This is a genomic window from Commensalibacter nepenthis, assembly GCF_029953305.1.
GTDB classification, from domain to species: domain Bacteria; phylum Pseudomonadota; class Alphaproteobacteria; order Acetobacterales; family Acetobacteraceae; genus Commensalibacter; species Commensalibacter nepenthis.
Genome location: NZ_JASBAN010000001.1, coordinates 2,206,183 through 2,233,176, shown reverse-complemented (window position 1 = coordinate 2,233,176; position 26,994 = coordinate 2,206,183). Strand labels below are relative to the sequence as shown.

21 protein-coding genes are annotated in these 26,994 nt (G+C 36.5%); 11 read left to right on the top strand and 10 right to left on the bottom strand.

The genetic code is table 11. From position 1 onward, the window contains the following. Positions 1–6: 6 nt before the first annotated feature. From QJV33_RS10490 to QJV33_RS10475, 4 genes are read right to left on the bottom strand one after another with little or no spacing between them, the layout of a single operon-like run. On the bottom strand, positions 7–1,185 hold the full coding sequence (locus tag QJV33_RS10490) for a hypothetical protein (RefSeq protein ID WP_281463277.1): 1,179 nt from the start codon (positions 1,183–1,185) through the stop codon (positions 7–9). Then, entirely contained in the window at positions 1,185–2,411 is a 1,227-nt protein-coding gene (locus QJV33_RS10485) for a hypothetical protein (RefSeq protein WP_281463276.1), read from the bottom strand. Before QJV33_RS10485 ends, QJV33_RS10490 begins: the two co-directional genes overlap by 1 nt. Before the next feature lie 4 nt (positions 2,412–2,415). Next, positions 2,416–3,156 carry a hypothetical protein gene (locus tag QJV33_RS10480; protein WP_281463275.1) on the bottom strand — a complete coding sequence of 247 codons (741 nt, stop codon included), beginning with the start codon at positions 3,154–3,156 and terminating at the stop codon, positions 2,416–2,418. Continuing rightward, entirely contained in the window at positions 3,153–4,937 is a 1,785-nt protein-coding gene (locus QJV33_RS10475) for a trypsin-like peptidase domain-containing protein (RefSeq protein WP_281463274.1), read from the bottom strand. The genes QJV33_RS10480 and QJV33_RS10475 overlap by 4 nt, the downstream gene beginning before the upstream one ends. A gap of 370 nt (positions 4,938–5,307) precedes the next feature. On the opposite strand from QJV33_RS10475, the gene QJV33_RS10470 reads away from it, so the two are divergent. The 5 genes from QJV33_RS10470 (at position 5,308) to lpdA (ending at position 11,281) form a co-directional block, all read left to right on the top strand. Beyond that, a complete protein-coding gene (locus QJV33_RS10470) occupies positions 5,308–6,057 on the top strand; it encodes an IS6 family transposase (RefSeq protein WP_281463273.1) in 750 nt (249 codons plus the stop codon). Positions 6,058–6,312: 255 nt separating this feature from the next. Next, positions 6,313–7,275 (top strand): thiamine pyrophosphate-dependent dehydrogenase E1 component subunit alpha, encoded by a 963-nt coding sequence (locus QJV33_RS10465; RefSeq protein ID WP_281463272.1) that lies wholly within the window; start codon positions 6,313–6,315, stop codon positions 7,273–7,275. A gap of 12 nt (positions 7,276–7,287) precedes the next feature. Further along, a complete protein-coding gene (locus QJV33_RS10460; RefSeq protein WP_281463271.1) occupies positions 7,288–8,307 on the top strand; it encodes an alpha-ketoacid dehydrogenase subunit beta in 1,020 nt (339 codons plus the stop codon). A gap of 1 nt (position 8,308) precedes the next feature. Beyond that, positions 8,309–9,871, top strand: coding sequence for a 2-oxo acid dehydrogenase subunit E2 (locus tag QJV33_RS10455; protein WP_281463270.1), 1,563 nt, complete (start codon positions 8,309–8,311; stop codon positions 9,869–9,871). A gap of 9 nt (positions 9,872–9,880) precedes the next feature. Then, the gene (gene lpdA / locus QJV33_RS10450) at positions 9,881–11,281 is read left to right on the top strand and encodes a dihydrolipoyl dehydrogenase (protein WP_281463269.1); all 1,401 of its coding nucleotides are present in this window, start codon (positions 9,881–9,883) and stop codon (positions 11,279–11,281) included. Positions 11,282–11,414: 133 nt separating this feature from the next. Here lpdA and recQ read toward each other — a convergent pair whose 3' ends face one another. The 4 genes from recQ to cydD all read right to left on the bottom strand — a co-directional run bounded on the left by recQ (position 11,415) and on the right by cydD (position 17,120). Beyond that, on the bottom strand, positions 11,415–13,247 hold the full coding sequence (recQ, locus tag QJV33_RS10445) for a DNA helicase RecQ (RefSeq protein ID WP_281463268.1): 1,833 nt from the start codon (positions 13,245–13,247) through the stop codon (positions 11,415–11,417). A gap of 12 nt (positions 13,248–13,259) precedes the next feature. After that, positions 13,260–13,649: an OmpA family protein gene (locus QJV33_RS10440; protein WP_281463267.1), complete on the bottom strand. Its 390-nt coding sequence runs from the start codon at positions 13,647–13,649 to the stop codon at positions 13,260–13,262. Between the two features lie 86 nt (positions 13,650–13,735). Continuing rightward, complete coding sequence (cydC, locus tag QJV33_RS10435; protein ID WP_281463266.1) at positions 13,736–15,418, bottom strand: thiol reductant ABC exporter subunit CydC; 1,683 nt, start codon at positions 15,416–15,418, stop codon at positions 13,736–13,738. Between the two features lies 1 nt (position 15,419). Continuing rightward, positions 15,420–17,120, bottom strand: coding sequence for a thiol reductant ABC exporter subunit CydD (gene cydD / locus QJV33_RS10430; protein WP_281463265.1), 1,701 nt, complete (start codon positions 17,118–17,120; stop codon positions 15,420–15,422). Positions 17,121–17,329: 209 nt separating this feature from the next. Between cydD and QJV33_RS10425 the strand changes: the two genes are divergently transcribed. The 6 genes from QJV33_RS10425 to QJV33_RS10400 all read left to right on the top strand — a co-directional run bounded on the left by QJV33_RS10425 (position 17,330) and on the right by QJV33_RS10400 (position 24,403). Continuing rightward, on the top strand, positions 17,330–18,070 hold the full coding sequence (locus QJV33_RS10425) for a glycosyltransferase family 2 protein (RefSeq protein WP_281463264.1): 741 nt from the start codon (positions 17,330–17,332) through the stop codon (positions 18,068–18,070). Positions 18,071–18,178: 108 nt separating this feature from the next. Beyond that, a complete protein-coding gene (locus QJV33_RS10420) occupies positions 18,179–18,808 on the top strand; it encodes a TVP38/TMEM64 family protein (protein ID WP_281463263.1) in 630 nt (209 codons plus the stop codon). Between the two features lie 37 nt (positions 18,809–18,845). Beyond that, complete coding sequence (locus QJV33_RS10415) at positions 18,846–20,411, top strand: hypothetical protein (protein WP_281463262.1); 1,566 nt, start codon at positions 18,846–18,848, stop codon at positions 20,409–20,411. A 92-nt stretch (positions 20,412–20,503) separates the two neighbouring features. Further along, entirely contained in the window at positions 20,504–21,694 is a 1,191-nt protein-coding gene (locus QJV33_RS10410; protein WP_281463261.1) for a hypothetical protein, read from the top strand. 392 nt (positions 21,695–22,086) lie between these two features. Continuing rightward, entirely contained in the window at positions 22,087–23,895 is a 1,809-nt protein-coding gene (locus QJV33_RS10405; RefSeq protein WP_281463426.1) for an ABC-F family ATP-binding cassette domain-containing protein, read from the top strand. A 46-nt stretch (positions 23,896–23,941) separates the two neighbouring features. Then, on the top strand, positions 23,942–24,403 hold the full coding sequence (locus QJV33_RS10400; protein WP_281463260.1) for a hypothetical protein: 462 nt from the start codon (positions 23,942–23,944) through the stop codon (positions 24,401–24,403). A 26-nt stretch (positions 24,404–24,429) separates the two neighbouring features. On the opposite strand, the gene QJV33_RS10395 is transcribed toward QJV33_RS10400, so the two are convergent. Both QJV33_RS10395 and QJV33_RS10390 read right to left on the bottom strand, forming a co-directional pair. Next, entirely contained in the window at positions 24,430–25,461 is a 1,032-nt protein-coding gene (locus tag QJV33_RS10395; protein WP_281463259.1) for a DUF2806 domain-containing protein, read from the bottom strand. A 40-nt stretch (positions 25,462–25,501) separates the two neighbouring features. Further along, positions 25,502–26,536, bottom strand: coding sequence for a Gfo/Idh/MocA family protein (locus tag QJV33_RS10390; RefSeq protein ID WP_281463258.1), 1,035 nt, complete (start codon positions 26,534–26,536; stop codon positions 25,502–25,504). Positions 26,537–26,994: the final 458 nt, after the last annotated feature.

The following is a 26,994-nucleotide window of genomic DNA, read 5'->3' as shown; positions in this document are numbered from 1 at the left end:
TTTCATTTATCGTTCAAAAGTTCCAGTGACACCTTTACTGTTCAGCACATCATCATCTTTATACAAACATGTTGCCTCTTTATCATTTAATCTTGTGCAAACCTGTGTTCCTTGAACTAGATTAAAACCACCCCTACAATTTTCTGGCTGTTTAATAATCAGCTGATCACCTTCGAAAGATGCTAAAATCGGTCCACGACATGATATATTATCTATCTTTGTGATAGTTTGATTTCCTTTACCTGAATTATCAAAACAAACTTGCCAAGTCTTTACGGGTGCCTGAACACCCGTTTCTCTGACCACTAAGTTCAATGGTGTTGTTAAGTGCCAACATCCGTTTAACATTGACTTATCCTTTTTCTCCCAAGCATCCTTGCGTAGAGGTGCTATTTGTGGTGTTTCTTCAGATTTTAAAGGATGAACAGGCGGAATATGACATTGCTTTTTTGACAATACCAAAGTGTTTGATAATCCATCCTGTTTATTTTTCAACTCTTGATTTTTATTTTGATCTTTTAAAGCATCTTCTACTTCTTGAATTTGTGGATAAGCCCCGTAACAGGCTTTGTCGATATGGTGATATATATTCCATAATAAAGCTGTTAAAATACCCACAAATAATGCAATCAATGCCGTCACCCAAGGAAATCGAGACCCAATGCACTGTCGTATTTTTTGAGATATCTTTATTTTTTCATTGGCTAATGGATTATACAGCCCATTATCCCCCGAATATCCCCATGCTGTTATCACAGGACGACCATCCACGAGATATATATACTCTTGCGAAGGAAAACACCCACAATTTGGCAAAGAACGGGATAAGTGTGAACGAGGATAAAGATAAGCAACGCTCGTCATATCAGCCAGAATTGACCGAATAACTTGTAAAACTTCCTTTTGTTTGGCTTTGGACAATGCTTTCCAAGGAATAGCTTCTTGACCATCCGCATACCAATAAACTATGTCGTTGACCATTTTAGGTTCAGCAAAAAGCAGCGCATGCTCAGGACTAACGAGTTGAGAAATATCAGCCGTTAATTCTTTATATGATTGCGTTATTTCAGAATCTAAAGGCGATAATTGATTCAACGGATGATGTGCTAACATTAATTTCATCGTTAATTCTTTCACATCTTCACTTTGTTTTACAATATTGATCTTTTTAAATTTCAAAGCCACTAACGTTTAAATGTTCCTGTAGATTGATGACCTTCTGCATCAATATAAGTACAACGTGCTTCCTTATCATTTATTCGTGTGCAAACATTTCGCCCTGGAATTAAATGGAACGCCCCTTGACAATCAGTCGGTTGATTTAATACCAATTGATTTCCTTGGAATTGAGCATTAAGTGGTCCTGTACAGGTACCTCCATCTTTACGTGTCAAAACCTGTCGACCTGCCCCTCCATTAGAGTTAAAACATAATGTCCAATTTGTTACAGGTTGATGCGACATCCTGAATAAACGTTGCTCATACAACTCTAAATGTGTTGTCAAATGCCAACATCCATTTAACATCGATTTGTCTTTTTTCTCCCAAGCATCTTTGGGGAGATCAGCCTTTTTTTCTATTTTTGGTATTTCTTGTTTTTTTGGCGTATCTTGATTGGGCAACGGTTCCATATCTGGAACTGATGGCACTTCAGGGGTTTTGAGTTCTTCTGGTAAAGGAATTAACTCTGGAGCCTCTTGCGGTTTTAAAGGCTGTACAGGAGGAATTTTACACTGCTTTTTTAACAATTCTGAGGATTTCAATAAATCTTCGCGCTTTTTATTTAAGTCTTTATTTTTATCCTGCCCTTTTAAAGCATCTTCAACATCTTTGACCAAAGGATATGTCGCATAACAAACTTTATCGGAATGATGATATATATTCCATAATAATGATGTTAGAACCCCAGCAGATAAGGCAACCAAAGCAGTAACCCAAGGAAAAACCAGCCATCTATTTTTTTTATTAGGCTGGACAGAAACCAACATTAATGCCAAAGGATCATAGCTTCCTTTATCGCCAGAATACCCCCAACCTGTCAAGACAGGCTTGCCATCCACCGCATATAAATAATCTATGGACGGAATTTGTCGGTATTGATCAAAATGCCGAGCAATCATCAAATTGGGATAATCTTGCATCTGAGCATGAATATCCAATAAAATAGACTGCGTCGCTTGTAAGAGCTTTTCTTGTTGAGTTGAATTCAGCTTGCTCCAAGGCGTAAATTCTTGTCCTTCAGCACTCCAACGAACAATATCTTGATTATATTCTGGACGCGCAAAAAGAGCCGCATGTTGAGGGCTGGTAATTCCAGCAATTTCTTGAACCAAACAATCATATAGCCCAACGTCTCTATCACATAAAGGAGTAAATTGATCGATATTTTGCCTGCTTAAGACGACAACCATGACGTTACTTTCCTCTTACAGACAATGATATATTTCTGGCAGCAATTGCTATTAAAGGAATCAATAGCAACAGTATAATCAGCGGTCCAAACCAATAATAACGACAATATTGAACAGGAATTAACCCTTCCCACCATGGCAACAATACTAGCAATAAAAGCAACAAGCCCCCTAACAACCAAGGCCAATAAGAAATGATCCCTTGTTTGTTATTTACCAAAGTCGGAGCAGGTAAAATCGACATGGATTTATAATGTTGCTGATTGCCTTTTGCCGATACAAAAGCAGCTTTATTCTCAGTATCATTAGATTGATGCCCCCACGCAACTAACGCTGGTCCATAAGGGGTTTCAATAATATAATCATCCGTAGGATAGCTTAACGCTTGTTCTAATAATGCCCCTTTTTGTCGTTGTACAACATCAGAAGACTGTACCATTCTTTGTGCTAATTGCTTGGCTTGTGCAATGAAACGATGTGCATTTTGCAGTAAAACATCTCTTGATACAGAAGCAATAGTCATAGAACGTAAATCAGCAGGAATATACCAATCCACTTCCCCTCTCTGCCGATCAATAACGGGTTCTAACAATAACCCTGCACATTGAGGGCTAAGCTCATGCTTTAGAATTTGGTATACCCCTTCCCATTGCTCTAAAACAAGCTGTCCCCCAACCCCTAAAGGTTGAACAGCATTAAAATTTGTTGTGGTAACGGGTTTCCCTGAAATAAATTGTAATTTCATGGCTTGTCTCCATGAGAGCTAGAGGACTGATCTGATTTTTTCTCTGGCGTTACAGAGGGTTTGGTATTTTCTTGCGGTTTAGGAGCCTCTGTTTTGGGATTGGCTGAGGGGGGTGTATTTTCCTGCTTGTCCTCTTTATTTGAGGGCTGGGGCTGCTTTTCAGAATGATTATTTCCAGAAACAACCCCCTCTTTACAAGCCCCTGATTGTACTTGAACAGGGATATTGGCACCTTGCAATGCCCTAACAATTGAATCAGATTTTTGCGCATAATTACTATGTGAAGACGTTTGACTATCCATTGTTACAAACGTATTCACCCCAACTACGCGGCCACATAAATCAACCAACTCACCGCCTGAATTTCCAGGAGAAACCATCGCACTATGAGGAATGACTTTTTCCCCCTTGGCGTTTTCTTGAATGGCGTTAATTTCACCTTTGGTCAACACGACCCCAGGAATAGCATTAATATCCCCCTGAGCTAGTCGTTTCAAAGCACCATCTTGACGAATAATAATCCCAGGATACCCAGCAGCAACAACCGTTTGTAATGGCTGTGCTTCCAATGAGAAGACCAGAGGCTGTTGAGGTGATGCGTCTTCTATTTTTAAAACTGCAAGATCAAATGAATTTACATCTTCGGAATGATCACTGGTAGAAATAATATGGGCTATTTTTAATTGTCCCAAGGCTTTATTAGTTACCAAGACCGTATTATTTTCTGCATTTTCAATAACATGTCGATTAGTCACAATTAAATCAGGCGTAACAAAAAAACCGCTTCCTGAAGAAATACTTTGATCCCCATCCTCATCTTTTCCTTTGACCAAAATAAAGACAGTGCTTTTTTCTAATAACTCAGGCAAACTTCCTTGAAAATTTTGTCCATTAGATTTCATTGGTGTAGCGGAATTGTCAAGACTTTTGTTCAATTCAGGTGCGGCTCTACTTTTATCCAAATCACAAGGAGGTGTTTTTAATTGCTCCTCTAACTTTTTGATTTCATCCTCTAATGCTTTATTTTTCTGCTCAATCTCAGGCTTTTTGCGAACAAGCTCTTGGGCTTGAATGACAGGAATTTTGGCAATTTTGGTGGGGCGTTCTGCATATAAAATACGCCATCCAAACAATAACCCAATCATAAAAAATAAAATTGCTGCAACCAATCTTGTAAAAAACAACGGCATTCCTCCCGTAAATCCAACAGGTTTTTGCGGAATATTTGATTTTTGATTGACAACTACAGAAGCCGTTTTAGATATTATTGAAGTATCAGGAGCATTATTTGAAAGTGACAAAGATTCGGCATTAACATTTGTATCTTGTGGTAAAGTTGCAGGAAAAAGAGACAACCCGGACTGACCACTATTGATTGAAGATTTTATACCCCAATTTTTTAAAATAATTGTATCATCTGCAATTAAAATATCTTGTCTATCTTGGACATGAAGCGCTGCTTTTAGTAATTGACTTTCTGTACTATTCAGTGGGTATGCTTGCGATAACCTAGAGACTGCCTCTGCTATTTTTTTATATATATAATCTTGTTGGATATCAGAGGGAGGTTGAGGCTCGATTTTCGTATCAACATACCAACTTATAAAAGACTGTTCAGGGTCTTTATTGATAGTAACTGTTGGTTCTGCTAGACAAATTTCCGGACAGTTTGTTTTTAAAAGTTTAGAAATTTGGTCATAATACTCGTTAATAGAACGACCATTAATAATAATTTCTTCTGACGAATTAAAAACTGTTTTTCCAAGAAAGTATAGCGCCATTATATTCTCAATATGAATAGTACAAAATTATTGCTACTCTAATTCATTCTCCATTCCTTGCCAAGCAACTCTTGCTTATTACTTATCAGAGTTTAATTTTACAGCACAAACCTGATATATTAATCACACTTATAATAAACTATCAATATCTGACTAGTATTTTTAAGAAAATAAGATATGGAATAATTTCGTTGCGTTCACTTGGAAATATATTATGAAAAATTATTTTCATCTCTTATTTGCCTCATCTTTTTTCTCTATATTCAAAACAGTTTTGCTGAAACAATAAATATGGTCTTGTTGCAAATTTAATTATGTATTTTAGTATGATGTAGAAATGGAGTGAGTATTTATATTTTAGGAACGATTTATGTTTATTGGTATCTATAGCAAGTTTATATTAAGATCTAAGGATGATTTTAAAGGTCGCCACTTTAGTGGGTTGATGATTATCCAAGCGGTAAACTGGTATTTACGCTATTGTCTTAGCTATCGAGATATTGAGAAATTATTCCTAAAACGTGGGATAAATACAGATCATAGCACGTTAAACCATTGGGTATTACGCTATGCACCACTATTAGAAAAACGTTTGAGAAGCTATAGAAAGCCTCATTGTGGTGAGGTGAGGATTGATGAAACCTATATCAAAGTAAAAGGTCAGTGGAAGTATCTATATAGAGCCATTGATAAGAATGGAACTGCTATTGATTTCTTATTAACAGCTAAAAGAAATATCAAAGCAGCACAACGTTTCTTTAGAAAGGCGTTTAAAAAAGATGGTCTATTCGCTCCAACCCATATTGGAACAGATAAAGCATCTCCTTTTCCAAAGACCATACAGACCATGAAGAATGAGTATATCCTTCCCAATCACTGCGTTCATGAAACAAAAAAATCCTTACAACAGGGAATAGAAAATGATCATTTCAGGTTAAAGAGGGGTATACCAAGAAATGGCTGTTTTCAATCTTTTCATACAGCAAGAAAAACACTCAAAGGATATGAGGCCATTCTCTGGATTAAAAAAGGACTGGGTTTTAAAGGAAAATGGACAATCAACGAACAAATAAAGCTTATCCAAAATATCTTCGGTTTAAATAAACCTCTCGCTTGCTAAATTAACCAATTCCATACTAAAAACAATTTAGTTTTAAATTTGCAACAAGACCCAATTTTACCATCGAAACCAATCTTGTTTGGTTTCGATATTATCTTTTACGATTTTCCACGCTAATTTATCTTATTTTTTAAAAACAACCTAAATCATTACCTACACCTGATAGCATAACGATAAATTGAATTTAATGTTCTAAAAGGAAAAAAATAATTATGTATTATTAAATTATCGGTAATATATCAGAAAGGTAACATCATGAAATTAACAGAAAATCAATTGCTTGATGCTTATAAACATATGCGTGATATTCGTGAATTTGAAGAGCGCCTGCATGTTGAAAACACGACGGGTGATATTTCTGGCTTTATTCATTTATATAGTGGTGAAGAAGCTGTTGCAGTTGGCGTGTGTGAAAATTTAACCAACAAAGATTATATTACCTCTACGCATCGTGGTCACGGTCATTGTATTGCTAAAGGCTGCGATATACATGCCATGATGGCGGAGATCTTTGGCAAAGACGAAGGTCTGTGTCGTGGCAAAGGTGGATCGATGCATATTGCTGATTTAAACAAAGGTATGTTAGGTGCTAATGGAATTGTTGGTGGTGGCCCCCCCCTCGCCATTGGTGCTGCGCTGACTGCCAAAACATTAAAAACAGGGGGCATAGGGTTATCATTCACAGGAGATGGCGGATCAAACCATGGTCTTACTTTTGAAGCTATGAATATGGCTGTTGTCTTACAACTACCCGTCGTATTTATCTTTGAAAATAATGGCTTTGGCGAAGGAACGGGATGTGATTATGCCGTTGGCAGCAAAGATATTGCTGGGCGTGCTGCTGGATTTGGAATGCCCGCAGAAAAAGTTGATGGTACAGACTTTTTCGCTGTTTACGAAGCTGCAAAAAAAGCCATCGAACGTGCACGTGAAGGAAAAGGTCCCAGCGTTATAGAGGCTATTACCAATCGTTTTTACAGTCATTTTGAAGGAGACCCAGGACTAGTCAGATCCAAAGAAGAAATTGAATATATTAGAGAACATAAAGACCCTTTAAAAATTTTTCGCCAAAAAGTTAAAGGGCAAGTCAGTGAGGAAAAACTAGATCAAATTGATAAAGAATCACAATCTTTGATCGATGATGCTGTGAAAAAAGCACGGGCAGCAAAGAACCCAGAAGTTTCTCAATTATATACTGATGTTTATGTTTCTTACTAAGGAGAAGACGTTATGTCAAAAAAAAGCTATAGAAATGCGATTAAAGAAGCCATTGAATTTGAAATGCGTCGTGATCCAACTGTTGTTGTTATTGGTGAAGATGTTCGTGGCGGACATGGTGCTAAAAATACCGAAGAAAATAAACTTGAAGGTTTTGGCGGAGTATTAGGCGTTACAAAAGGATTATGGACAGAATTTGGCTCTGAACGGGTTATTGATACTCCTATTACTGAATCCGCTATTATCGGTATGACTGCTGGCGCAGCAGCTACAGGATTACGTCCTATTGCTGATTTAATGTTTATGGACTTTTTTGGGGTTTGTTATGATATGTTATATAACCAAGCCGCAAAATTCCGATATATGTTTGGTGGAAAAGCCAAGGCACCCATGGTTGTTCGAGGTATGATTGGTGCAGGATTTTCCGCAGCAGCTCAACATTCTCAATCTCCTTATCATATTTTTACTTCTACCCCCGGATTAAAAGTTGTTGTTCCATCCAGCCCTTATGATGCCAAAGGATTACTGACCCAATCAATCAGAGATGATGATCCTGTTGTATTTTGTGAACATAAATTACTCTATGATATTACTGGTGAAGTCCCTGATGAGGATTATACCATTCCTTTTGGTGTTGCCAATTATACGCGTCAAGGTACAGATGTAACGATTATTGCCCTCAGCCTGATGGTTCACCGTGCAAATGAAGTGGCTGATAAACTTGCGACTGAGGGAATTTCTGTCGAAGTTGTGGATCCACGTACAATTTCTCCACTCGACGAAGAAGGAATCTTGGAATCTGTTGCTTCAACAGGGCGAGTTGTTATCGTTGATGAATCCGCAGCACGCTGTGGATTTGCACATGATGTGGCGGCTTTAATTGCACAAAAAGGGTTTTATGCGCTCAAAGCACCTATCGAATTAGTAACGCCACCTCATACCCCAGTTCCTTTTTCTAACGTTTTAGAACAAGCTTGGTTGCCCAGCGCTGAACGTATAGAAATTGCAGTTCGCAAAGTTTTGGAGGTTTAACATGAGTGATATTCAAACCTTAGAGGTCCCCAAATGGGGTCTATCGATGCAAGAAGGTAAAATTACCCAATGGACGATTAAAGAGGGAGATTTCTTCAAAAAAGGGCAAGAAATTTGCATTATCGAAACGACAAAAATTGCAAATTCTTTAGAAGCTCCTTTTGACGGTACGTTAAGACGAATTATAGCAAAAAATGGAACAACTTTAGAGGTCGGTGGAATTATTGGCGTCTGTGCTGACAAGACAGTATCAGATCAGGAAATTGAACAATATATTCAATCTTTGCCTTCAGAAAAAGAAACCAAAGCTGAAAAGCCCAAAGTTGAACCGAAAACAACCGAAAATAAACAAACAGCTGCAGCTGCACCTTCTTCATCAACAGTAACACCATCAAAGCTTGCCACATCAACACCATCGAAAACAATTACAAACAATAATTTTTCGATCCCTTCTGCCTTGCAAGGATATCAAGAAACCAAAGATATTTTTGCAACGCCACATGCCATTAATATGGCGCAACAGCATAATGTTAATCTTGATAAAATTACTGGATCAGGACCACAACAACGAATTAGCATAAGCGATATTCAAAAAGCAGTCATTGACGCAGGCGGACAATGGCCAGATGTTAAAAACCAATCCTCAAACACACCTGTCAAGTCAACTGCTGATGATAGCCATATACCAGCAACACCTTTAGCAAGACGTATGGCAACAGAATGGGGTATTAATCTTCATGATTGTCGCGCATCAGGCAGCCGAGGGCGCGTTTGTAAAGAGGATGTTGAGACTGTTTATTATCGCAGCCAAACAGCTTCTACTTCATCTTCCACACCTTCAACAACAACGCATGCTCAATCCGAAAGCACACCTGTTCATTTTACCCCTATTCCAATGGATGGAATGCGTAAAACAATTGCAGAACGTTTACAAGCTGCAAAGTCGGAAATTCCACATTTCTATTTAACCATAGAAGTTGATGTCAGCACATTACAAGAATTACGTGCAGAGATTAATAGTAAGCTGCCCAGTGTCAAGATTTCGATAAACGACATGTTTTTAAAAGCAATTGCCAGTGCATTAATTGCGGTACCCGAGGTTAATGTACAATATGATGTTGAAAATCAACAAATATTACAGTTCGATCAAGCTGATATTTCTGTCGCTGTTGCCATTCCTAATGGGCTTATTACTCCTATTATTAAGGCTGCTAATAAAAGAGCATTATCTGACATTTCAACCACCATGCGTGATTTGGCAACGCGTGCTAAAACTGGCAAATTATCCCCTGATGAATTCCAAGGAGGCAGTTTTTGCATTTCCAACTTAGGAATGTTTGGTATTAAGCAATTTGAAGCCATTATTAACCCCCTTCAAGGAGCAATATTGGCCTTAGGAGCTGTAGAAAAACGAGCTATTGTCAAGGATGACGCCATTACAATTCGCCCTATGGTAACACTAAGTATGTCTTGCGATCATCGGGTTATTGATGGGGCAACAGGTGCAAAATTCTTGGCTAGTTTAAAAGAATTTGTTGAAAATCCCATGGCTTTCTTAGCATAGGAGTAAAACATGCAAGAAACACGATTTGATCTGATTGTCATTGGTGCTGGTCCTGGAGGATATGTTGGAGCCATTCGTGCAGCTCAATTGGGGTTAAAAACAGCAATTATCGAAGCAAAGGATTTGGGTGGGATTTGTTTAAATTGGGGATGTATCCCAACCAAAGCCTTAATAAGTGGCGCAGAGTTCGCACAAAAAATCCAACATGCATCTACACTTGGTTTTGAAATAGAAAATGTGCAATTTGATATTCAAAAATTAGTTCAACATAGTCGTAATGTCTCTAAACAACTGGTCGCTGGCATTGGACATTTATTACAAAAAAATAAGGTTACTCTTTTTAAAGGAACAGCCAAATTTCTTGCCAAAGAAAAATTAGAAGTGACAGATAAAAATGAAACAACACAAATTCTTTCCGCACCTCATATTATCGTAGCTACTGGAGCAAAGGCGACGACTCTACCTCAACTTCCTATCGATGGACACTATATTTGGAGTTATAAAGAGGCATTAATTCCCGAGCATTTACCAAAATCTTTACTTGTGGTTGGCTCAGGTGCCATTGGTAGTGAATTTGCAAGTCTTTATCATGATTTAGGATCGCAAGTCACATTGATCGATATTGCCCCACAAATTATGCCCACCGAAGATCATGAGATTGCTGAGTATGTTCAAAAACAATTCGAACAAAAAAGCATCACCGTTTTAACACAATCAGCACTACAAAAAACTTCTATTGTTGATGGTAAAGTTCAATGTGAAATCTATACACCACAAGGAATGCAGACAATCATAGTCGATCATGTTCTTTCTGCCATTGGGGTAACACCAAATTCCAATGGGCTGGGATTAGAAGCATTAGGAATTGAATTCAATAAAAAATTTATCAAAACTGATCTTTGGTGTAAAACAAACGTTGTTGGTGTTTACGCCATTGGGGATGTTGCCGGAGGACCTTGTTTGGCGCATAAAGCCAGCCATGAGGCGATCTTATGTGTAGAAAAAATTGCTGGAGTGCACGGGGTACATCCTTTGGATCGCACGCGTATTCCTGGATGTATCTTTACCAATCCTCAAGTTGCCAGCATTGGATTAACCCAACAACAAGCCATGGATAAAGGATATCCTATACGTATAGGCAACTTCCCTTTTCAAGCCAGTGGCAAAGCACTCGCCATGAATAATCCTGTCGGTTTTGTTAAAACGATTATTCATCAAGATACAGGTGAAATTTTAGGGGTGCATATGGTTGGACATGAAGTCACTGAACTTATTCAAGGTTTTTCTATTGCCAAAACACTCGAAGCAACCGATGAAAGTTTGGCTGAAGTCATTTTCCCGCATCCAACATTATCCGAGAGCATGCATGAAGCTATTTTATCAGCCATGCAAAGAGCGATCCATATCTAAAGTTCTGCTACATTAAAATAGTCAACCGTTAAAAATAACCTCATAAACATTAATAGCAAAAATGTTAGAGGTTATTTTAAATTTATAATTAGTTTTAATATTATATTCCTAACTAAGAATAACAATTCTACTCTTAAACAGTATATTCTAATAGGGTCTGACCATAACGTTCAATTTTACTGTCCCCAATTCCTTTGATACGCTTCAGCTCTTCTAAAGTTTTGGGACAAGTAATCGCAATTTCACGCAAAACCGCATCATGAAAAATAATATATGGTGGTACTTCTTGTTCCCTTGCTTCGGATAAACGCCAAATTTTAAGGTTATCAAAAATCTTTTGTTGTGATTCTGAAAACGCAATCTGTTGTGAATAAGAAGATGATTTTTCTATTCTAGATTGAACAATATCTTCTCGCAAATAAAGCTCTTCTTTTCCTTTTAACAAAGGAAGTGCTTTATCTTGGTTTAAGAATAAATTTGAATGCTCAGCTCCTTGCCTCAACACATCTTTTGCCATTAATTGTCGAATAACCGCCCGCCAAAATTGATTGGGCTTGTCTTTACCTATTCCAAATAAAGGTAACCGGTCATGTTGGTAATTCTCTATATTATCGCTTTTCCGACCTCTTAAGACATTTATAATATGTATTGCCCCAAACCGTTGACCCGTTCTGTAAACCGCTGATAATACTTTTTGAGCAGCCACCGTTCCATTCATTAATGAAACAGGGTGTTTACAATTATCACAATGCCCACAAGGCTCATTTAACTCCTCTCCAAAACAACGCAACAAGATTTGTGTTCGGCAATCTGCGGTTTCAGCAAAGGCAATCATGGTATTTAATCGAGATCGGGCTATTTTCTTTTGTGCTTCATCACTATTGGATTGTTCCAACCAATATCGTGCTTTGACAATATCTTCACCACCATACAACAACACAGTCTCGGCAGGATCACCATCTCTACCTGCGCGACCAATCTGTTGGTAATAATGCTCTGGCCCTTTTGGCATATCTAAATGCACCACCAACCTTACATCTGGTCGATCAATACCCATGCCAAACGCAATTGTTGCCACAATTATCAAAGGTTCACCAGAACGAAAACGCAATAAGACAGCTCTTTTTTCAATTGCTGATAATCCAGCATGATAGGCTAAAGCTGTTAAACCACGATCTGTTAACATCGCAGCCACACGCTCTGCTTTATTACGACTGCCACAATAAATAATACAGGCTGCATCTTTATGCTTTTGCAAAAATACCAAAAGCTGTTTGGTTTCGCCGTCTTTTGGAACAGCTCTGATAAATAAATTGGTTCTATGAAAGCTGGCTTGTAAAATGGTCGCTTTGGGCATACCCAAAGACACAATAATATCTTCTTTTGTCGTAGGATCAGCGGTCGCCGTTAATGCAATCCTTGGAACTCTTGGAAACATAGAGGATAAATTGGTCATTAATCGATATTCTGGACGAAACTCATGTCCCCAAACCGATACGCAATGGGCTTCATCAATAGCAATTAATGATAATGGAATTTTATTTAAAAATCGTAGCATTTCATCAGAAAGTAATCTCTCTGGTGAAATATATAATAAATCGAGCGATCCACTGAGCATATCTTGACGAATAGACGCAGATTCTTGAGGCTCTAACTCTGAATGGAGTGCGCCGGCATTAATTCCTAGCTGTCTTAAAGCAGCAACTTGATCGTCCATCAAAGCGATCAAAGGGGAAATTACCAATCCCATACCAGATCGGCAGAGAGACGGAATTTGATAGCAAATGCTCTTGCCGCCACCTGTAGGCATTAACAGCAATACGTCTTGACCTTGCATCACACAGTCAATGGCTTGTTGCTGAAGCCCACGAAAATCATCATATCCAAAAACATGTTGTAATATTGTTTTTGGAGTCATATCCATCTTTGTTTGATTCGAATCAGTCAATAAAGATGGATATTTCATTAATCAGAACTATTATTTAACTTCGATTTCGACGCGACGTGCTGCAACTTGGCTACGTCTATTTTCAGGTTGCTGTGGGGCATCATGCACACGAGATTTATCCACACCCTCTGTAATCATTTCTTGTGCAACCACTTGCGTACGTTGAGCTGCCATCATCTCATCCAAAGACAAATCGCCATAAACCGCTGCATATCCTTCGACATAAACTTGTTTTTCTGGGAAGTTTTTTGCATATCTGACCGCTTGATCGATGGTTGTCAAAGCTGCATCATCCAATTCGCTGGATGCAAAGGGAAAGAAAACAACATAAGTTCTGTCATTATTCGGCGTTAAATTTGTTGTTTGTGAACAAGCCGCTAACATCAAAGAGCCAAATACAATTGGTAAAAAACGACGCATTGAATTTTCCTTAACTTCAAAGCACAATATTAAAAACTTAGTTTGTAACATACTCATATTTTAACATAAAAAATATAAAAATATTTTTAATTTTCAGAAATCAAACAACTGTCAGATAAACGCCATACTTTATCTAGCTTTTCTGTGCCTGTCAGACGATGTGCAATTAAAATAATCGTACGATCAGACGAAATTTGATTTAATATTTTAAAAAATTCCATTTCAGTATCAGCATCCAATCCCGTCGTTGGTTCATCCAACAATAGAATCGGTGCTTTAGATAACAAAGTCCTTGCTAACGCAATACGACGACCTTGCCCACCAGAAACCTTGATCCCTCCTTCACCTAGCCAAGTATCCAATCCATCTGGCATTGCTTTGACAACATCTGCCACAGCAGCTTCCGATAAGGCTTGCCACAATTCTGTATCTGTTGCTTGAGGATAGCTTAGTAATAAATTATTTCGAATCGTATCATCAAATAAATGGGTATTTTGAGATAACCAAGCAATCTTTTTACGAACAGAATCTTCGGTCAAGAGAGCAATATCTTTCCCACCCAAAGTGATAGTACCTTCTTGTGGAGCAATCACTTTTAATAACAAGGCTGCTAATGTTGATTTTCCAGCACCTGATGGACCAATGATTGCAACTCTTTCTCCCTGAGCAATCTTTAGATTTAGATGACGATACACGAAAGGACGTTCTGCACTCCATTGAAACCCCAGATCATTTAACTGAATATCTGTTTGATCTGGTGCATCTTCACTACCTGTTGGAACATCATAGCCATGCCCTTTATTCACTCCAACAACACGCGTTGCTGCATTAATAATTTGACCAGCCAATCCACCCGCTTTGGTCAAAGGAACTACCACCTCAAAAGCTGTAATCGTTAAAAACAAACATACGACTATATGAGCAGCTCCTATTCCATGAAACCCTATATTCAACGCCGCTGCTAAAATAAGTAATATCGCAATTTGGCTGGATATGAATGACAAAAAACTCATTAAAGCAACTATTTTTGCTTGATGATATTGCTTCTCAAATAGTTTTTTTTCACGCTTATCAAGCAAAGCAGCCATACGATTTTCAGCACCGAACGCGCGAATCTCTCTTAATCCATGAATAAAATCCAAAACTCCAATTCTGAGCTGAGAAACAGAATTTAAGAGTGTTTGCCCATGCTTCTTAGTCATCGATGCTGTCACAAGAGGACATATAAACCCAGCTAAAATATATAAAAATGCAATACAAATCGCCAAAGGTAAATGAACAGAACCAATAACAACGATAAGCACCAGAAATGTTAATACAGAACTTGCAAAAGGCAGCATTAATCGTAAATATAATCCGTCCAATGTTTCAATATCAGAAACAAGACGAGATAAAACATCCCCGCTATGACGAAACCCTAACCCTGCTGCTGCACCTTTTGATAATCTTGCAAAAAACCATACTCTCAGATCTGCAATGGCTTTGAACATTACATTATGTGTATATAAGCGCTCAACGTACCGCATTAAAAGACGACCACCACCTAGAAACTTTAAAAATACTGAACTAATGACCAGCATTCCCATCGCAGCAAAAGCTATCTTCCCACCCGCGGAACTCATTAACGTCAATCCTAAAGCCAGTGCAATCAAAGAGAAAATAATTCCGATGACTAAGGAAATAAGATGAGGTTTCCATACCGTAAAGATTTGTTGAAATGCAGCCTTTGGAGCTTCTTTTTGTATCAAAGTATCTTGAATATCTGACATCTTACATCACCTCTGTTTCAACAATAATACATCCATGATCGAGCTGAATATGTTTTCCTTGTAGTCGCTGACCCAAAGCAGAATGAGTCGCAAGAATTACAGTTCTATTTTGTGCAAGTTGGATCAAACTTGTAAATATATCTTGTTCAGTAACAGGATCTAAATGTGCGGTTGGTTCATCAAGGAATAACAATGGCGCATCTTTTAAATAGGCTCTGGCAATTGCTACTCTTTGTGCTTGCCCGCCTGAAAGACCATATCCTCCCTCACCAATCGTCGTATCCAAACCATTGGGTAAAGCAGATAGATATTGATCTACTGCAGCAGCTTGCACCGCTTTTTGAAGTTCGTCTTCTGTCGCGTTTGGTTTTGCAAATAAAATATTTTCTCTGATCGTTCCAGAGAAAATAACTGGTTTTTGTCCAATCCACGCTGTTAAAGCAGACAAGGATTCACGTTTAATTGTTGTAATATCAAGACCATTAAACAAAATCTGACCCGAAGTCGGTTTAATAAACCCAAGCAACATGCTGATAATGGTTGATTTTCCAGCTCCTGAAGCCCCAATCAGCAAAGTTGTGCTATTTGGAACCACTTCAAAACTAATCTGATCGACAGCATTTCCTCTTTTTCCATCCCAAATATAGGAAACATGATCAAAAACGATATGAACAGGCTCATTTTTATTTAAAATATTGCTCGAATCAGTTTCCTTTGAAACATCTGGCAACTCAACCACAGAGGCTGCTGCACCTGCTAATTTTGCTCTGTCTTGATAAGCCAATGCAAGGCTACGTAACGGCGCAAAAAAATCTGGAATAATTAACAAAGCAAATAAAGCATGTATAACTGGAATAGTATGCTCAGCTATAGGGGATATAAAATGCTGCACATCCATCAACGCAACCAACAAAATTGCAATAATCATCGCACAATCAATGGAGGCTGAAGATAGAAATGCTACACGAAGCACTTTCATCGTTCTTAATCGTAATTCATTGGCTGATTCAGAAATCTTTTTTGCCTCATCCTCTGCCCTACCTGCGAGCACAATCGTGGCAATTCCTTGGATACGATCTAAAAACCGTGCCTGCAAACGGGTCATTGCAAGGAATTGTTGTCTTGCAGCAACCGCAGCCCCGATCCCAAAAATTGCTTGAGCAATCGGTACCATTAACCCACAAACACCGATCACTAAGGCTGCCCAAGGTTGCACAAAGAAAATACAAATTAAAATTATACAAGGAGAAACAAACCATAAAATGGATGCTGGCAACCAACGCGAAAAATAGCCATCTAATGATTCAACTTGGTCGACCACTAAACTTGCCAATCCTCCACCTGATTGACGATATAAAATAGAAGGTCCAATCTGCATAATATGTTGAATAAACTCTGAACGTAATCGATGTCGAGCTTGTAATCCTATTTTAGTTGCAATCAAATCTTCGCTATAAATAATAATTCCTTTTAAAAGAAATAAAATAACAAAGCTTATCAATAGCATTGATGGACTGAACCCAATCGATTGAGATAATGAAGGAACCAATAACATTCCCAAAATTTGTGCAATACAACATGCCAATCCCACCGCAACAAAGCTAGAAAGGATCCCCAACGTAACCATCGGAAAAACAGCCCTTTTTCCAACTTTTGTTTGTTGTTTTGTCCAGATTTTAATTTGTGCTTTATTTTTTTGCATCGAGATTCGCTTTGTCCAATCAAGAAGATCAAATATTCATTATTAGAAATACTTATTTATCTATAATCTAATAACATCATATGTAAAATTTATTTTTACCTGTTACTCAAATATAACAACTCTATTTAATCTTAATTTTAAGTTCTTTTAAACGATAACGTTCTTATGTTAAACGATAAAACACAGATCATAAATGAGAATGATGTATCATGATTAATAATAAAAAAATTGCTGTTATATTACCTGCGTATAATGCTGCACTTACATTACAAAAAACTTTTAATGAAATTCCTCATGATATTGTCGATGATATTATTTTAACCGATGATGCCAGTAAAGACAAAACGGTCGAAATAGCCCATAAGTTAAATATCCACACCATTATCCACCAGAGCAACAAAGGATATGGTGCCAATCAAAAGACTTGTTATAAAGCTGCTTTGGACAGAGGTGCTGATATTGTCATCATGTTACACCCTGACTATCAATATAGCCCCAAACTATTAAGTGCTATGGTCTGTATGTTAATTTCTGGTCATTATGACGGGGTGATTGCCTCTCGTATTTTAGGAAAAGGTGCTTTGGCAGGGGGTATGCCTCTTTATAAATATATTGCTAACAGAGGATTAACCTTTATTCAAAATATTCTACTTAATTATAAATTGTCAGAATATCATACAGGGTACAGAGGATGGACAAAAGAGCTATTACAATCCCTGCCATTTGAAACCTATTCTAATGATTTTATCTTTGATAACCAAATGATGGCACAAGCAATCTATCATAATTTTCGTATCGGCGAAATTTCTTGCCCTACTAAATATTTCAAAGAAGCCTCTTCTATTAATCTAAAACGTAGCATCATTTATGGTTTAGGTGTATTAAAAACCTCTGTTGAATACCGTTTAAATAAATTAATATCCATGTCCAATAAACGATATAAAAAATAAACGTTCATGCCTAAAAATAGTTCAATAAAAACATTTGGTCTGTTCATCTTCTTCTTAATTATTATTTTGATAATTGGAGGGGGAATATTATTAAACCATTACACCAACATGTTGAATCATTTAACAATATTTTATCAAAATACCCAACAAACATCTTCGATAAAAAGTCTCATCCTCAGTGAAATCATTCAAATTATTATTGCACTTTGTGGTGTGTTACCTGCATCCAGTGCTGCTTTTGTTTCGGGGTTGATATATGGAATTTGGAAAGGATTTTTTTTATCAGCCATTGCAACTTTAATCGGTGCTTTAATCTCTTTTTACCTTAGTCGTTCTATCTTTAGGTCTCATATCGAAAAAATCCTAAAAAAATCTTCTAGAATGCAAAAACTAGATCATTTATTGTATTTAGATGGATGGAAGCTGATCTGTTTATTACGCATTTCACCAATTATGCCTTTTGCATTAACAAGTTATGCTTTAGGATTAACTTCAATTTCAGTACGTTCTTATTTAATCGGCACGCTAGCATCCCTCCCAGCCTTACTGGGGTATGTGGTAATGGGTCATATTGCCAACACAGAAGTCAACGCTTTACAAACGCAGCATATTGCCTCTATTAAACATCTTTTATTTGCAGTTGCGTTTATTGGCACAGGAATACTGGTCTGGTATCTAGGAAAAATCATGACTAAAGTTATAAAACTTCCCACTCCTCCTCAACAAAAACAACATTAAATGCTTACTCTTTTATAAACAGTGAAAGCTCACTATTTTGTCAACAAACATATTCAAACAACGTAGCAATCAAACTTTTTTATTGCTGTTTTTATATGTTCTTTTTTTATTTCTACGTGCCCCCGATATTTTAATCCAAGGTCGCTTTTGGGCAGAAGAAGGAAATATATTTTATACCAACGCATATAATATGCACCCTTTACATGCTTTTTTTGTTGTCTATGGAGGGTATATTAATCTTGGTGCCAGTGGTGCAACGTTAATTACACGATTTTTACATATTCCCCTTGAATATGCACCTTATGTAACAACTTTTATTGGGTTTTTCTTTCAAATATTACCCATTTACCTGTTATTAACGGCAAAAGATAACTGGTTAGCCCCCTTTCATGTTCGATTAATAGCAACGTCATTACTCTTATTCGTGCCTGAATCTTCTGAAATTTCGCTACAAAGTTTACATATCCAGTTTCATCTTACACTCGCATGTGCATTTATTGCTTTTTTAAAAACGGACACTCGATCACAACGTTGGTTTAAATTAACACTACTTTTTTTTGCGCCTTTATGTGGTCTACTGCCGATTATTTTACTGCCGATTTATTTAATTCAATTTGTCAATGAGAAAAATCAACAACGATTTGAACAGTTCCTTGCGCTATTATTAGGTAGTCTTATCCAAATTTCTTTTTATCTCTATAATGCAAAATATAATATTGATTTGAATAGCACAACCATTGCACGCCAAGGGCATTTTTCACTGACTGATTTATGTAGTACTATTTATGTCAGAGATTTAGTTTTTCCATTCTTGGGGCACAGATACGATGTTATTATTAAATTTATTGCAAAAACTTATTATGAATTACAAGCACATCATCTCTTTATCCCTGCATTTATTCTCTTTGGCTTATTTATAATTATTGCCTTGGTTTGTGTGATTAAATATTCCAAATTACGCAAATTATTCATTATATCTATAACGACATTCTTTATAGTTTTCATAATCGTTTATGGTGTAATAGGTGAAACTATTCTCTTTGTTAAACCATATTACCTGAATAGCTTTGAAACATCGATGATTATTATGGCTGACATTTTTCATCATCTAGAACTTAAACAAATTCCAATCAAGGCCTGCGTTATCGCCAGCCTATTCGTGATTTTTATTGCAAGTATTTTCATTTTATATCCATTAACACGTAAATCTTTTATTCTCTTTCTTACCGCTTTGCTTACTTTATCTTTGGCTGTTTATGGCGTTATTGGGGGGACTATTCAGCTTGTTAATCCATATTTCACAGAAAGATATACATTTTTAAGCCAAGCATTATTTGCAATCATGGCACTTTATTTTTCCGTTACCTTACCAAAAACAGGAAAAATTATTACAAATATTGTTATTTTCTGGTTACTTATTGTGGGAAGCGTTAATTTCTTTCAATTATTACCAGAAGCGAAAGATGGTGGTGGACATGTGTGGAAGCAAGAACTACAAAAATGGCAACAAAACCCCAATTACCATCCCAAAATTTGGAGTAGTGGTTGGTTTATTATTGTTCCACAACAATTTTCTAGCTCGATACATTCTACTGAACAATAATGCATAGTTTAATAATGACAAGAATAAAACAATATATAAACCACAGAAATACGCAAACAATTGCCTTATTATTATTCGTAGCGATCATCCATTTGACTCGCTCTCCAGAAATATTGATAGATAGCCGTTTTTGGGCTGAAGAAAGAGTCTTTTTTGAAAATGCTTGGATAATGAATCCGTTAAAAGCATTATTTTTTTCCTATGGTGGATATTTAAACCTTCCTGTTAACGCCGCCACATTAATAGCACGATGGTGTGTACCTTTAATTTATGCCCCTTACGTTACAATGTGTATTGGGTTATTATTTCAACTTTTACCAACTTACCTCCTCCTGACAGCGAAAGATAAATGGCTTTCATCTTTTAAAATCCGTTTATTCCTTGCTTTGTTATTGCTTTTTGTGCCTGAATCTTTGGAAATTTCTTTACAAAGTCTTCATATTCAATTTCATCTGACTTTGGCTGCGGCTATTATTTTACTATTAGATACGAGTTCAGGAAATCAACGATATTTTAGAATAAGCATTTTACTTTTAACAACGCTTTCTGGAGTCATGAGTATATTTCTTGTTCCACTATATTTATTACGTTGCTTAGTCGATAAAGATCCGTTGAGGTTCGAACAATTTACTATATTATTGATTGGAAATATAATCCAATTTGTTTTTTTTTATCAATCTTTTCACGATCGCCAGTATCATTTTTCTGTCACTGATTTTCTGAGTATTTTTTTTGTAAAAAACTTATATATTCCCTTTTTAGGAAACAATTCTTTATCTAACCCTTATTTACTTTATTTAAAATCACTCATTACAACACAACAAATTCCTATCTTTGCATGCTGCATAAGTATTGCTGTATTGTTAATCATTATTTATTGTTTTTATAAATATCCAAAAACTAGACAAGCAAGTTATTTACTAGGTTACAATTTATTGAATTTAGCTCTAGCCACCTTTGGTGCAATTGGTCCAACCGCTTGGTTTTTTGAACCTTATTTCAATCAACGATATGCCTTTATCAATCAATCATTGATGTGTATCTTATTAGGATATTTTATGTATGCCTTACCAAAAAAAGGTCAGTATATATGCATTTTATTAAGCATTTTGTTGTTAATTGTTAATTGTCATAACTTCTATCATCTTGTCTCTCATTCTTACGGAGTTATCCCTTGGCGAGAGCAAATCAAGATATGGAAACACAATCCCAATATGAATCTTGAGATATGGCCCAAAGGATGGTTTATAAAACTACCCGTTCATCATCAGACTGGCACTTAACTTTTTTAATATAGATATTGTTATTGAAAAACTCAATTCAATGAAAAAACAAACCTTTAATACTATACAAGCACTCCGAGGCATTGCTGCTTTATTAATCAGTTCTAAAGGTGAAGATGATGAAACGCTCTATTTTTTGATGGCATGGATAAGTATTTTTATCAACATCAAACTTACTATCAACAAATACTGCTTATTTTCCATTCTATTATCGAAGTCATATTAACTATTTTTATCAGTATTTTTAGTTACGAAACCATAGAACGCCCAACTATTAACCTCTCACAAAAATTTTCTCTCAAAATATTATCAAGCCATGAATCTAAAAATTAATTGTTTAAATATAAAACTCTTTCTATATAAAGGATAATATCACACCTTAGGTTTTATTCATTATGTCCACACCTATTTTATTGCTACAAGATGTCTCTTTTACTCTCGGAGGCAAGCCCCTTATAGATAATGCAACATTCAGCCTTAGTGCTGGGGAAAGAGTCTGTTTGGTTGGACGTAATGGATCTGGGAAATCAACTTTATTAAAAATCACCACGGGACAACAGCACGCAGATTCAGGCAGTATCTTTTTACAACCAGGAACCTCCGTGCAATATTTATCGCAAGAACCTGACCTCTCTGGATATGCCAATACATTAGATTATGTTTGCTCTGTTTTGCCTGACCATGAAGATCATTATCGTGCACGGATTTTACTAGACGCACTTGGATTAGATGGCACTGAAGACCCTAAACATCTATCAGGCGGTGAAGCACGCCGTTGTGCTTTGGCAAAAGCATTGGCGCCAAAACCTGATCTGTTATTATTAGATGAACCAACAAACCATTTAGACCTCCCCGCGATTGAATGGTTAGAAGCAGAATTAAAATCGCTTTCTTCTGCGATGATTATCATTAGCCATGATCGTCGTTTTTTAGAAAATATGGCGAATGGAATTATTTGGTTGGATCGTGGACAAACACGTCAATTAGAACAAAAATTCTCTCAATTTGAACAATGGAAAGAAGAGTTTTTTGAACAAGAAGCCCTTGAACAACATAAGTTAAATCGCCAAATCGTCAGAGAAGAGCATTGGGTTCGTTATGGAGTAACCGCACGACGGAAACGCAATGTACGCCGTATGGCTGAATTGGCTGATTTACGCAAAAAACGCCAAGACATTATTAAAAACCCATCCATGACCTCATTACAAGCCAGCCAAGCGGATATTTCTGGAAAATTAGTCGTTGTCGCAGAGCAAATCAACAAATCTTATGGCGATCAAGTTATTGTTAAGAATCTTGATCTACGCGTTTTACGTGGAGATCGTTTAGGCATTGTTGGGCCTAATGGCGCAGGTAAAACAACCCTTTTACGTCTTTTAACGGGATTAGAAACGCCTGATAATGGTGAAATTAAAATTGGAGCTAATTTAGAAGTCAATACATTAGATCAACAACGTAAATTATTAGACCCAAATAAAACACTGGCAGATACCATGACAGATGGTAGTGGCGATTATGTGCAAATTGGCGATGAAAAACGCCATGTTGTTGGCTATATGAAAGAATTCATGTTCAATCCAGAGCAGGCCAAAACCCCTGTTCATGCCTTATCTGGTGGAGAGAAAGCTCGGTTATTGTTAGCCTGTGCGCTAGCGAGACCTTCTAATGTATTAATCCTTGATGAACCGACCAATGATTTAGATTTGGAAACATTAGATTTATTACAAGAACTCCTCGCCTCTTATCCTGGCACGGTCTTAGTCGTCAGCCATGATCGTGATTTCTTGGATCGTGTGGCAACTTCTACGCTGATTGCTAATGGCAACGGAGAATGGCTTGAATATGCTGGTGGCTATTCAGATATGATAGCACTACGCAAACAAAGCCAAAAAGATGCTGAAATTATTAAAAAAGCGGCTTCTAAAAGTGATACCTCTGCTAAACCTGCTAAAAGCAAGACGCAAAAACTGTCTTATAAAGATCAATATGAGTTGGATAACTTACCTGAGAAAATAGAAAAACTAGATGCTCAAATTGCGTTACTAAATGAGAAGCTCGCCGATCCTGTTCTTTATGAAAAAGATCCAAAATCTTTCCATAAATTCACAGAACAACTGACCAAAGCGCATCAAGAACATCATCAGATGGAAGAACGCTGGTTAGAGTTAGAGATGTTGCAGGAAGAGTTAAAGCAAAATTAATTCTTACAAAAACAGTATTATTTGAAATATTATCACAGAGTTGTATATGCCTGAAAACTTTAAAACTTACAAAACAGATAATGCTGTTAAATTCCTATTTATGATGGGTTATTATTGCTTTGCTTTTATCGTAACCACTGCAATTTATATTCTTTTCCATCTAAAGCACAATTATTTTATGGCCATGGTTGGTGGAAGTATCCCTTTATATTTCATCCTATTTCCTCAGATTTATCTTTATCCCGATAGAGTGTATTTTAAACAAAATTTTAAAAAATATAACTATCTTTTCAACAGTGGTGATTTTCAACTCGTTGAGAAAAAAGGGCTAGCCGCTTTTGCGGTATCACTTAAATTCACAAGAGTTATTGGAATTATATATACCCCATACAATAAGCCAAAATCTAAAATTACATTGGGGTGGATGTTAAGAGAAAGTGACGTAAAAGAAATATTTGACTATATTCAAAAACAAAAAAACAATATTCAAACGGTTATTGAAGAATAAATTATTCCGATATTTTTTGTAATATTTTAGAAAAAATATTTTTCATATTCAGCAACTTGACCATCGTTTTCTATATAACCAAAATAAATATGATTTGCTCCACAATCTAGCAAATCTTGCCTTATTACCTCAATAAAATCAATTGCATCTTGTCTATTACATTGCCTAATATCTTTATCTTGACATAATATCAGGAAAACATCTTGTGCAGCTTTAGTAAGCTCAAGAAAATGAACCCTAGGTGTCATTTTTACTTCATCAGCAAAAACATAAAAACAATAATTCATCGTAAAACTATAATAAATATTTTTATTATCTTTTACTAAAGGCAACCAATTGCCCGATACTGTATCAACGTCCAAAATTATCCCTGCATCTCGCAATGTCACCAATTCATTTCGATTAATTATAGGCTTTGGTTGCACAAATACTCTATACCCCTCATGAATAGGATCATTTTCATTCGCTTTATATGCAATCAAACATCTCCAATTACATATGTATTTTAAATATTGAACGAAAAGTTCGGCTTCACTTCTTGAAATATTCTTAACTACATCAAGCGTCCTTAAACTAATACTATCGGGATTATTAATTTCCTCTGCCATTAATCGCCCCCATATATTTTGTAATTCTTCACTATGGATTTGTTTCGCATCATTGCGCCAACGATTAATAAAGTCTTGGGACGGTTCTTTCTCTGTTTCACCTTCTCCGACATTTTCGGCAGTCTTGATACTACAAGCGATTAAATTTTGTATTTCTTCATCTTGTATTGCCCCAACGAGTTGTTGTTTAAAATTTTGAGATGTGGCAAGTAATGTATTTTCTTTAGGATTAAAAAGTAGTTTTCCTTCTAAAATCTCTTTTTCATCAACATCCGTCTGTGCTTTTAATAATCTTATATACCTCTCATTTTTTACTTCTCGTTTTCCAAAAAGTAACAATGATAAATATTTAAATCCTTTAGGAGTAGCTTTGATAATAGGAGCTAAATCTGCCTTTATTTCTATGGAAATTCCTAAATCAACATTAATTAGGCTTTTATCATCATTCATAACAATACTCCTACGATCATTATTATAGCTTGCAATAACTCTAAAAACTCATCCTCTTTGGACTTAACAACCCAGATGCTTGCATCCGTTCTCTTGACTCTTTCACACTATTAATCACCGCCAAAGCAGCTTCCAGCGCATTCCGTCCTGCCACAGCATCGACAATCACAGGCGCGCCATCAAGGCAAGAAGCTGCAAAGGCTGCATGTTCTTGCTCTAAATTATCATGATCTTTCCATTTAACAGCTTCACGTCTGAACCCATTCGTGCCAGGCAAAGGCAAGCCTTTTTCTCGACCAATCATCACCAATTGTTTTTCCATAAAATCTGCGGATAAATACCCTTCTTCAGAGAAAATCCTCATCTTACGTTCTGTTTTTAAAGAAATCCGACTGGCAGCGATCGTTGCAACACAACCATTTTGAAACGTCACCCGTGCATTGGCGATATCTTCGAATTCAGAAGTCACTGCTGCCCCCAATGCATCGACTTTATCAATCGGAGAATTTACAATGGTCATTACTAAATCTAAGTCATGGATCATTAAATCCAAAACAACAGACACATCAACCCCACGAGGTTTAAAAGGCGCTATACGCGTGGTTTCAATATAAAGAGGACGCTGAATACGTTCGCTAATGGCTTTTTGTTCAGCAGAATAACGTAATAAATGTCCAACTTGCAAAACGACATTTTTTTCCTTGGAAAGCTCGATCAAATGATCTGCTTGCTCTAATGTCGAAGCAATTGGTTTTTCAATGAGAACATGCTTGCCAGCTTGAATAGCTTGAACCGCCAGCTTATAATGTTCCTCGGCTGGGGCAGCAATAATCAACGCATCACATTGATCCAATAACTGATCCAACGGCATATAAGGAACTTTGCCAGCCTCTTTCCCAACACGCTCAGCATTTTCTATGACAGGGTCATAAATCCCAATTAGTTCCTCACGCAAAGATGCTGCAGCTTTTAACGCATGAAATCGTCCAAAATACCCTGCTCCTGCGATCCCTACTTTTAATAATATTTTTTCTTTCATGCTGAACTCTTTTAATTTAAAACTATTTAAAATCATGATGACACACCATAAGCAGAATAAAAATATTTTTCTTTACCATAAAAATGTCCTCTTATTTTTAGTTACGTGTACTTGTTTTTACGATGCCATAACGAAAGAAAACTATATTTCAAATTTTTTATAACAAAAATATTTTTTGATGGTCTCATCCATATCATTATTAAAATGAATATTTTATTAATAATTTACAATTGAACCCTTTTATTAACAAACAATAAAAATATCTTGCCTAAAAAATTATAATTAAAATATATTCTTTCCTTATGGTTTTTTTGCCTATAACAGTGTAAAATAAGCAACGATTTTATATTATGCTATTTTATCGTGCGCGATTTTGTTTTATATAACTTTAAACTTGAACAAATTTTAGCTTTATAGCCAAAAGAAGATATTTCACTCCATACGTCATAACGACATCGTCGTTAAGCGTTTTCATCAACCATTTTTAGTCCATT

Excerpts from the sequence above, each read along its gene's own strand:
- QJV33_RS10420 (WP_281463263.1), top strand. The coding sequence starts at position 18,179 with ATGTTGAATCATTTAACAATATTTTATCAAAATACCCAACAAACATCT.
- cydC (WP_281463266.1), bottom strand. The coding sequence starts at position 15,418 with ATGTCAGATATTCAAGATACTTTGATACAAAAAGAAGCTCCAAAGGCT.
- QJV33_RS10480 (WP_281463275.1), bottom strand. The coding sequence starts at position 3,156 with ATGAAATTACAATTTATTTCAGGGAAACCCGTTACCACAACAAATTTT.
- QJV33_RS10400 (WP_281463260.1), top strand. The coding sequence starts at position 23,942 with ATGCCTGAAAACTTTAAAACTTACAAAACAGATAATGCTGTTAAATTC.
- QJV33_RS10440 (WP_281463267.1), bottom strand. The coding sequence starts at position 13,649 with ATGCGTCGTTTTTTACCAATTGTATTTGGCTCTTTGATGTTAGCGGCT.
- lpdA (WP_281463269.1), top strand. The coding sequence starts at position 9,881 with ATGCAAGAAACACGATTTGATCTGATTGTCATTGGTGCTGGTCCTGGA.
- cydD (WP_281463265.1), bottom strand. The coding sequence starts at position 17,120 with ATGCAAAAAAATAAAGCACAAATTAAAATCTGGACAAAACAACAAACA.
- recQ (WP_281463268.1), bottom strand. The coding sequence starts at position 13,247 with ATGAAATATCCATCTTTATTGACTGATTCGAATCAAACAAAGATGGAT.
- QJV33_RS10390 (WP_281463258.1), bottom strand. The coding sequence starts at position 26,536 with ATGATTTTAAATAGTTTTAAATTAAAAGAGTTCAGCATGAAAGAAAAA.
- QJV33_RS10475 (WP_281463274.1), bottom strand. The coding sequence starts at position 4,937 with ATGGCGCTATACTTTCTTGGAAAAACAGTTTTTAATTCGTCAGAAGAA.
- QJV33_RS10455 (WP_281463270.1), top strand. The coding sequence starts at position 8,309 with ATGAGTGATATTCAAACCTTAGAGGTCCCCAAATGGGGTCTATCGATG.
- QJV33_RS10465 (WP_281463272.1), top strand. The coding sequence starts at position 6,313 with ATGAAATTAACAGAAAATCAATTGCTTGATGCTTATAAACATATGCGT.
- QJV33_RS10485 (WP_281463276.1), bottom strand. The coding sequence starts at position 2,411 with ATGGTTGTCGTCTTAAGCAGGCAAAATATCGATCAATTTACTCCTTTA.
- QJV33_RS10395 (WP_281463259.1), bottom strand. The coding sequence starts at position 25,461 with ATGAATGATGATAAAAGCCTAATTAATGTTGATTTAGGAATTTCCATA.
- QJV33_RS10460 (WP_281463271.1), top strand. The coding sequence starts at position 7,288 with ATGTCAAAAAAAAGCTATAGAAATGCGATTAAAGAAGCCATTGAATTT.
- QJV33_RS10470 (WP_281463273.1), top strand. The coding sequence starts at position 5,308 with ATGTTTATTGGTATCTATAGCAAGTTTATATTAAGATCTAAGGATGAT.
- QJV33_RS10425 (WP_281463264.1), top strand. The coding sequence starts at position 17,330 with ATGATTAATAATAAAAAAATTGCTGTTATATTACCTGCGTATAATGCT.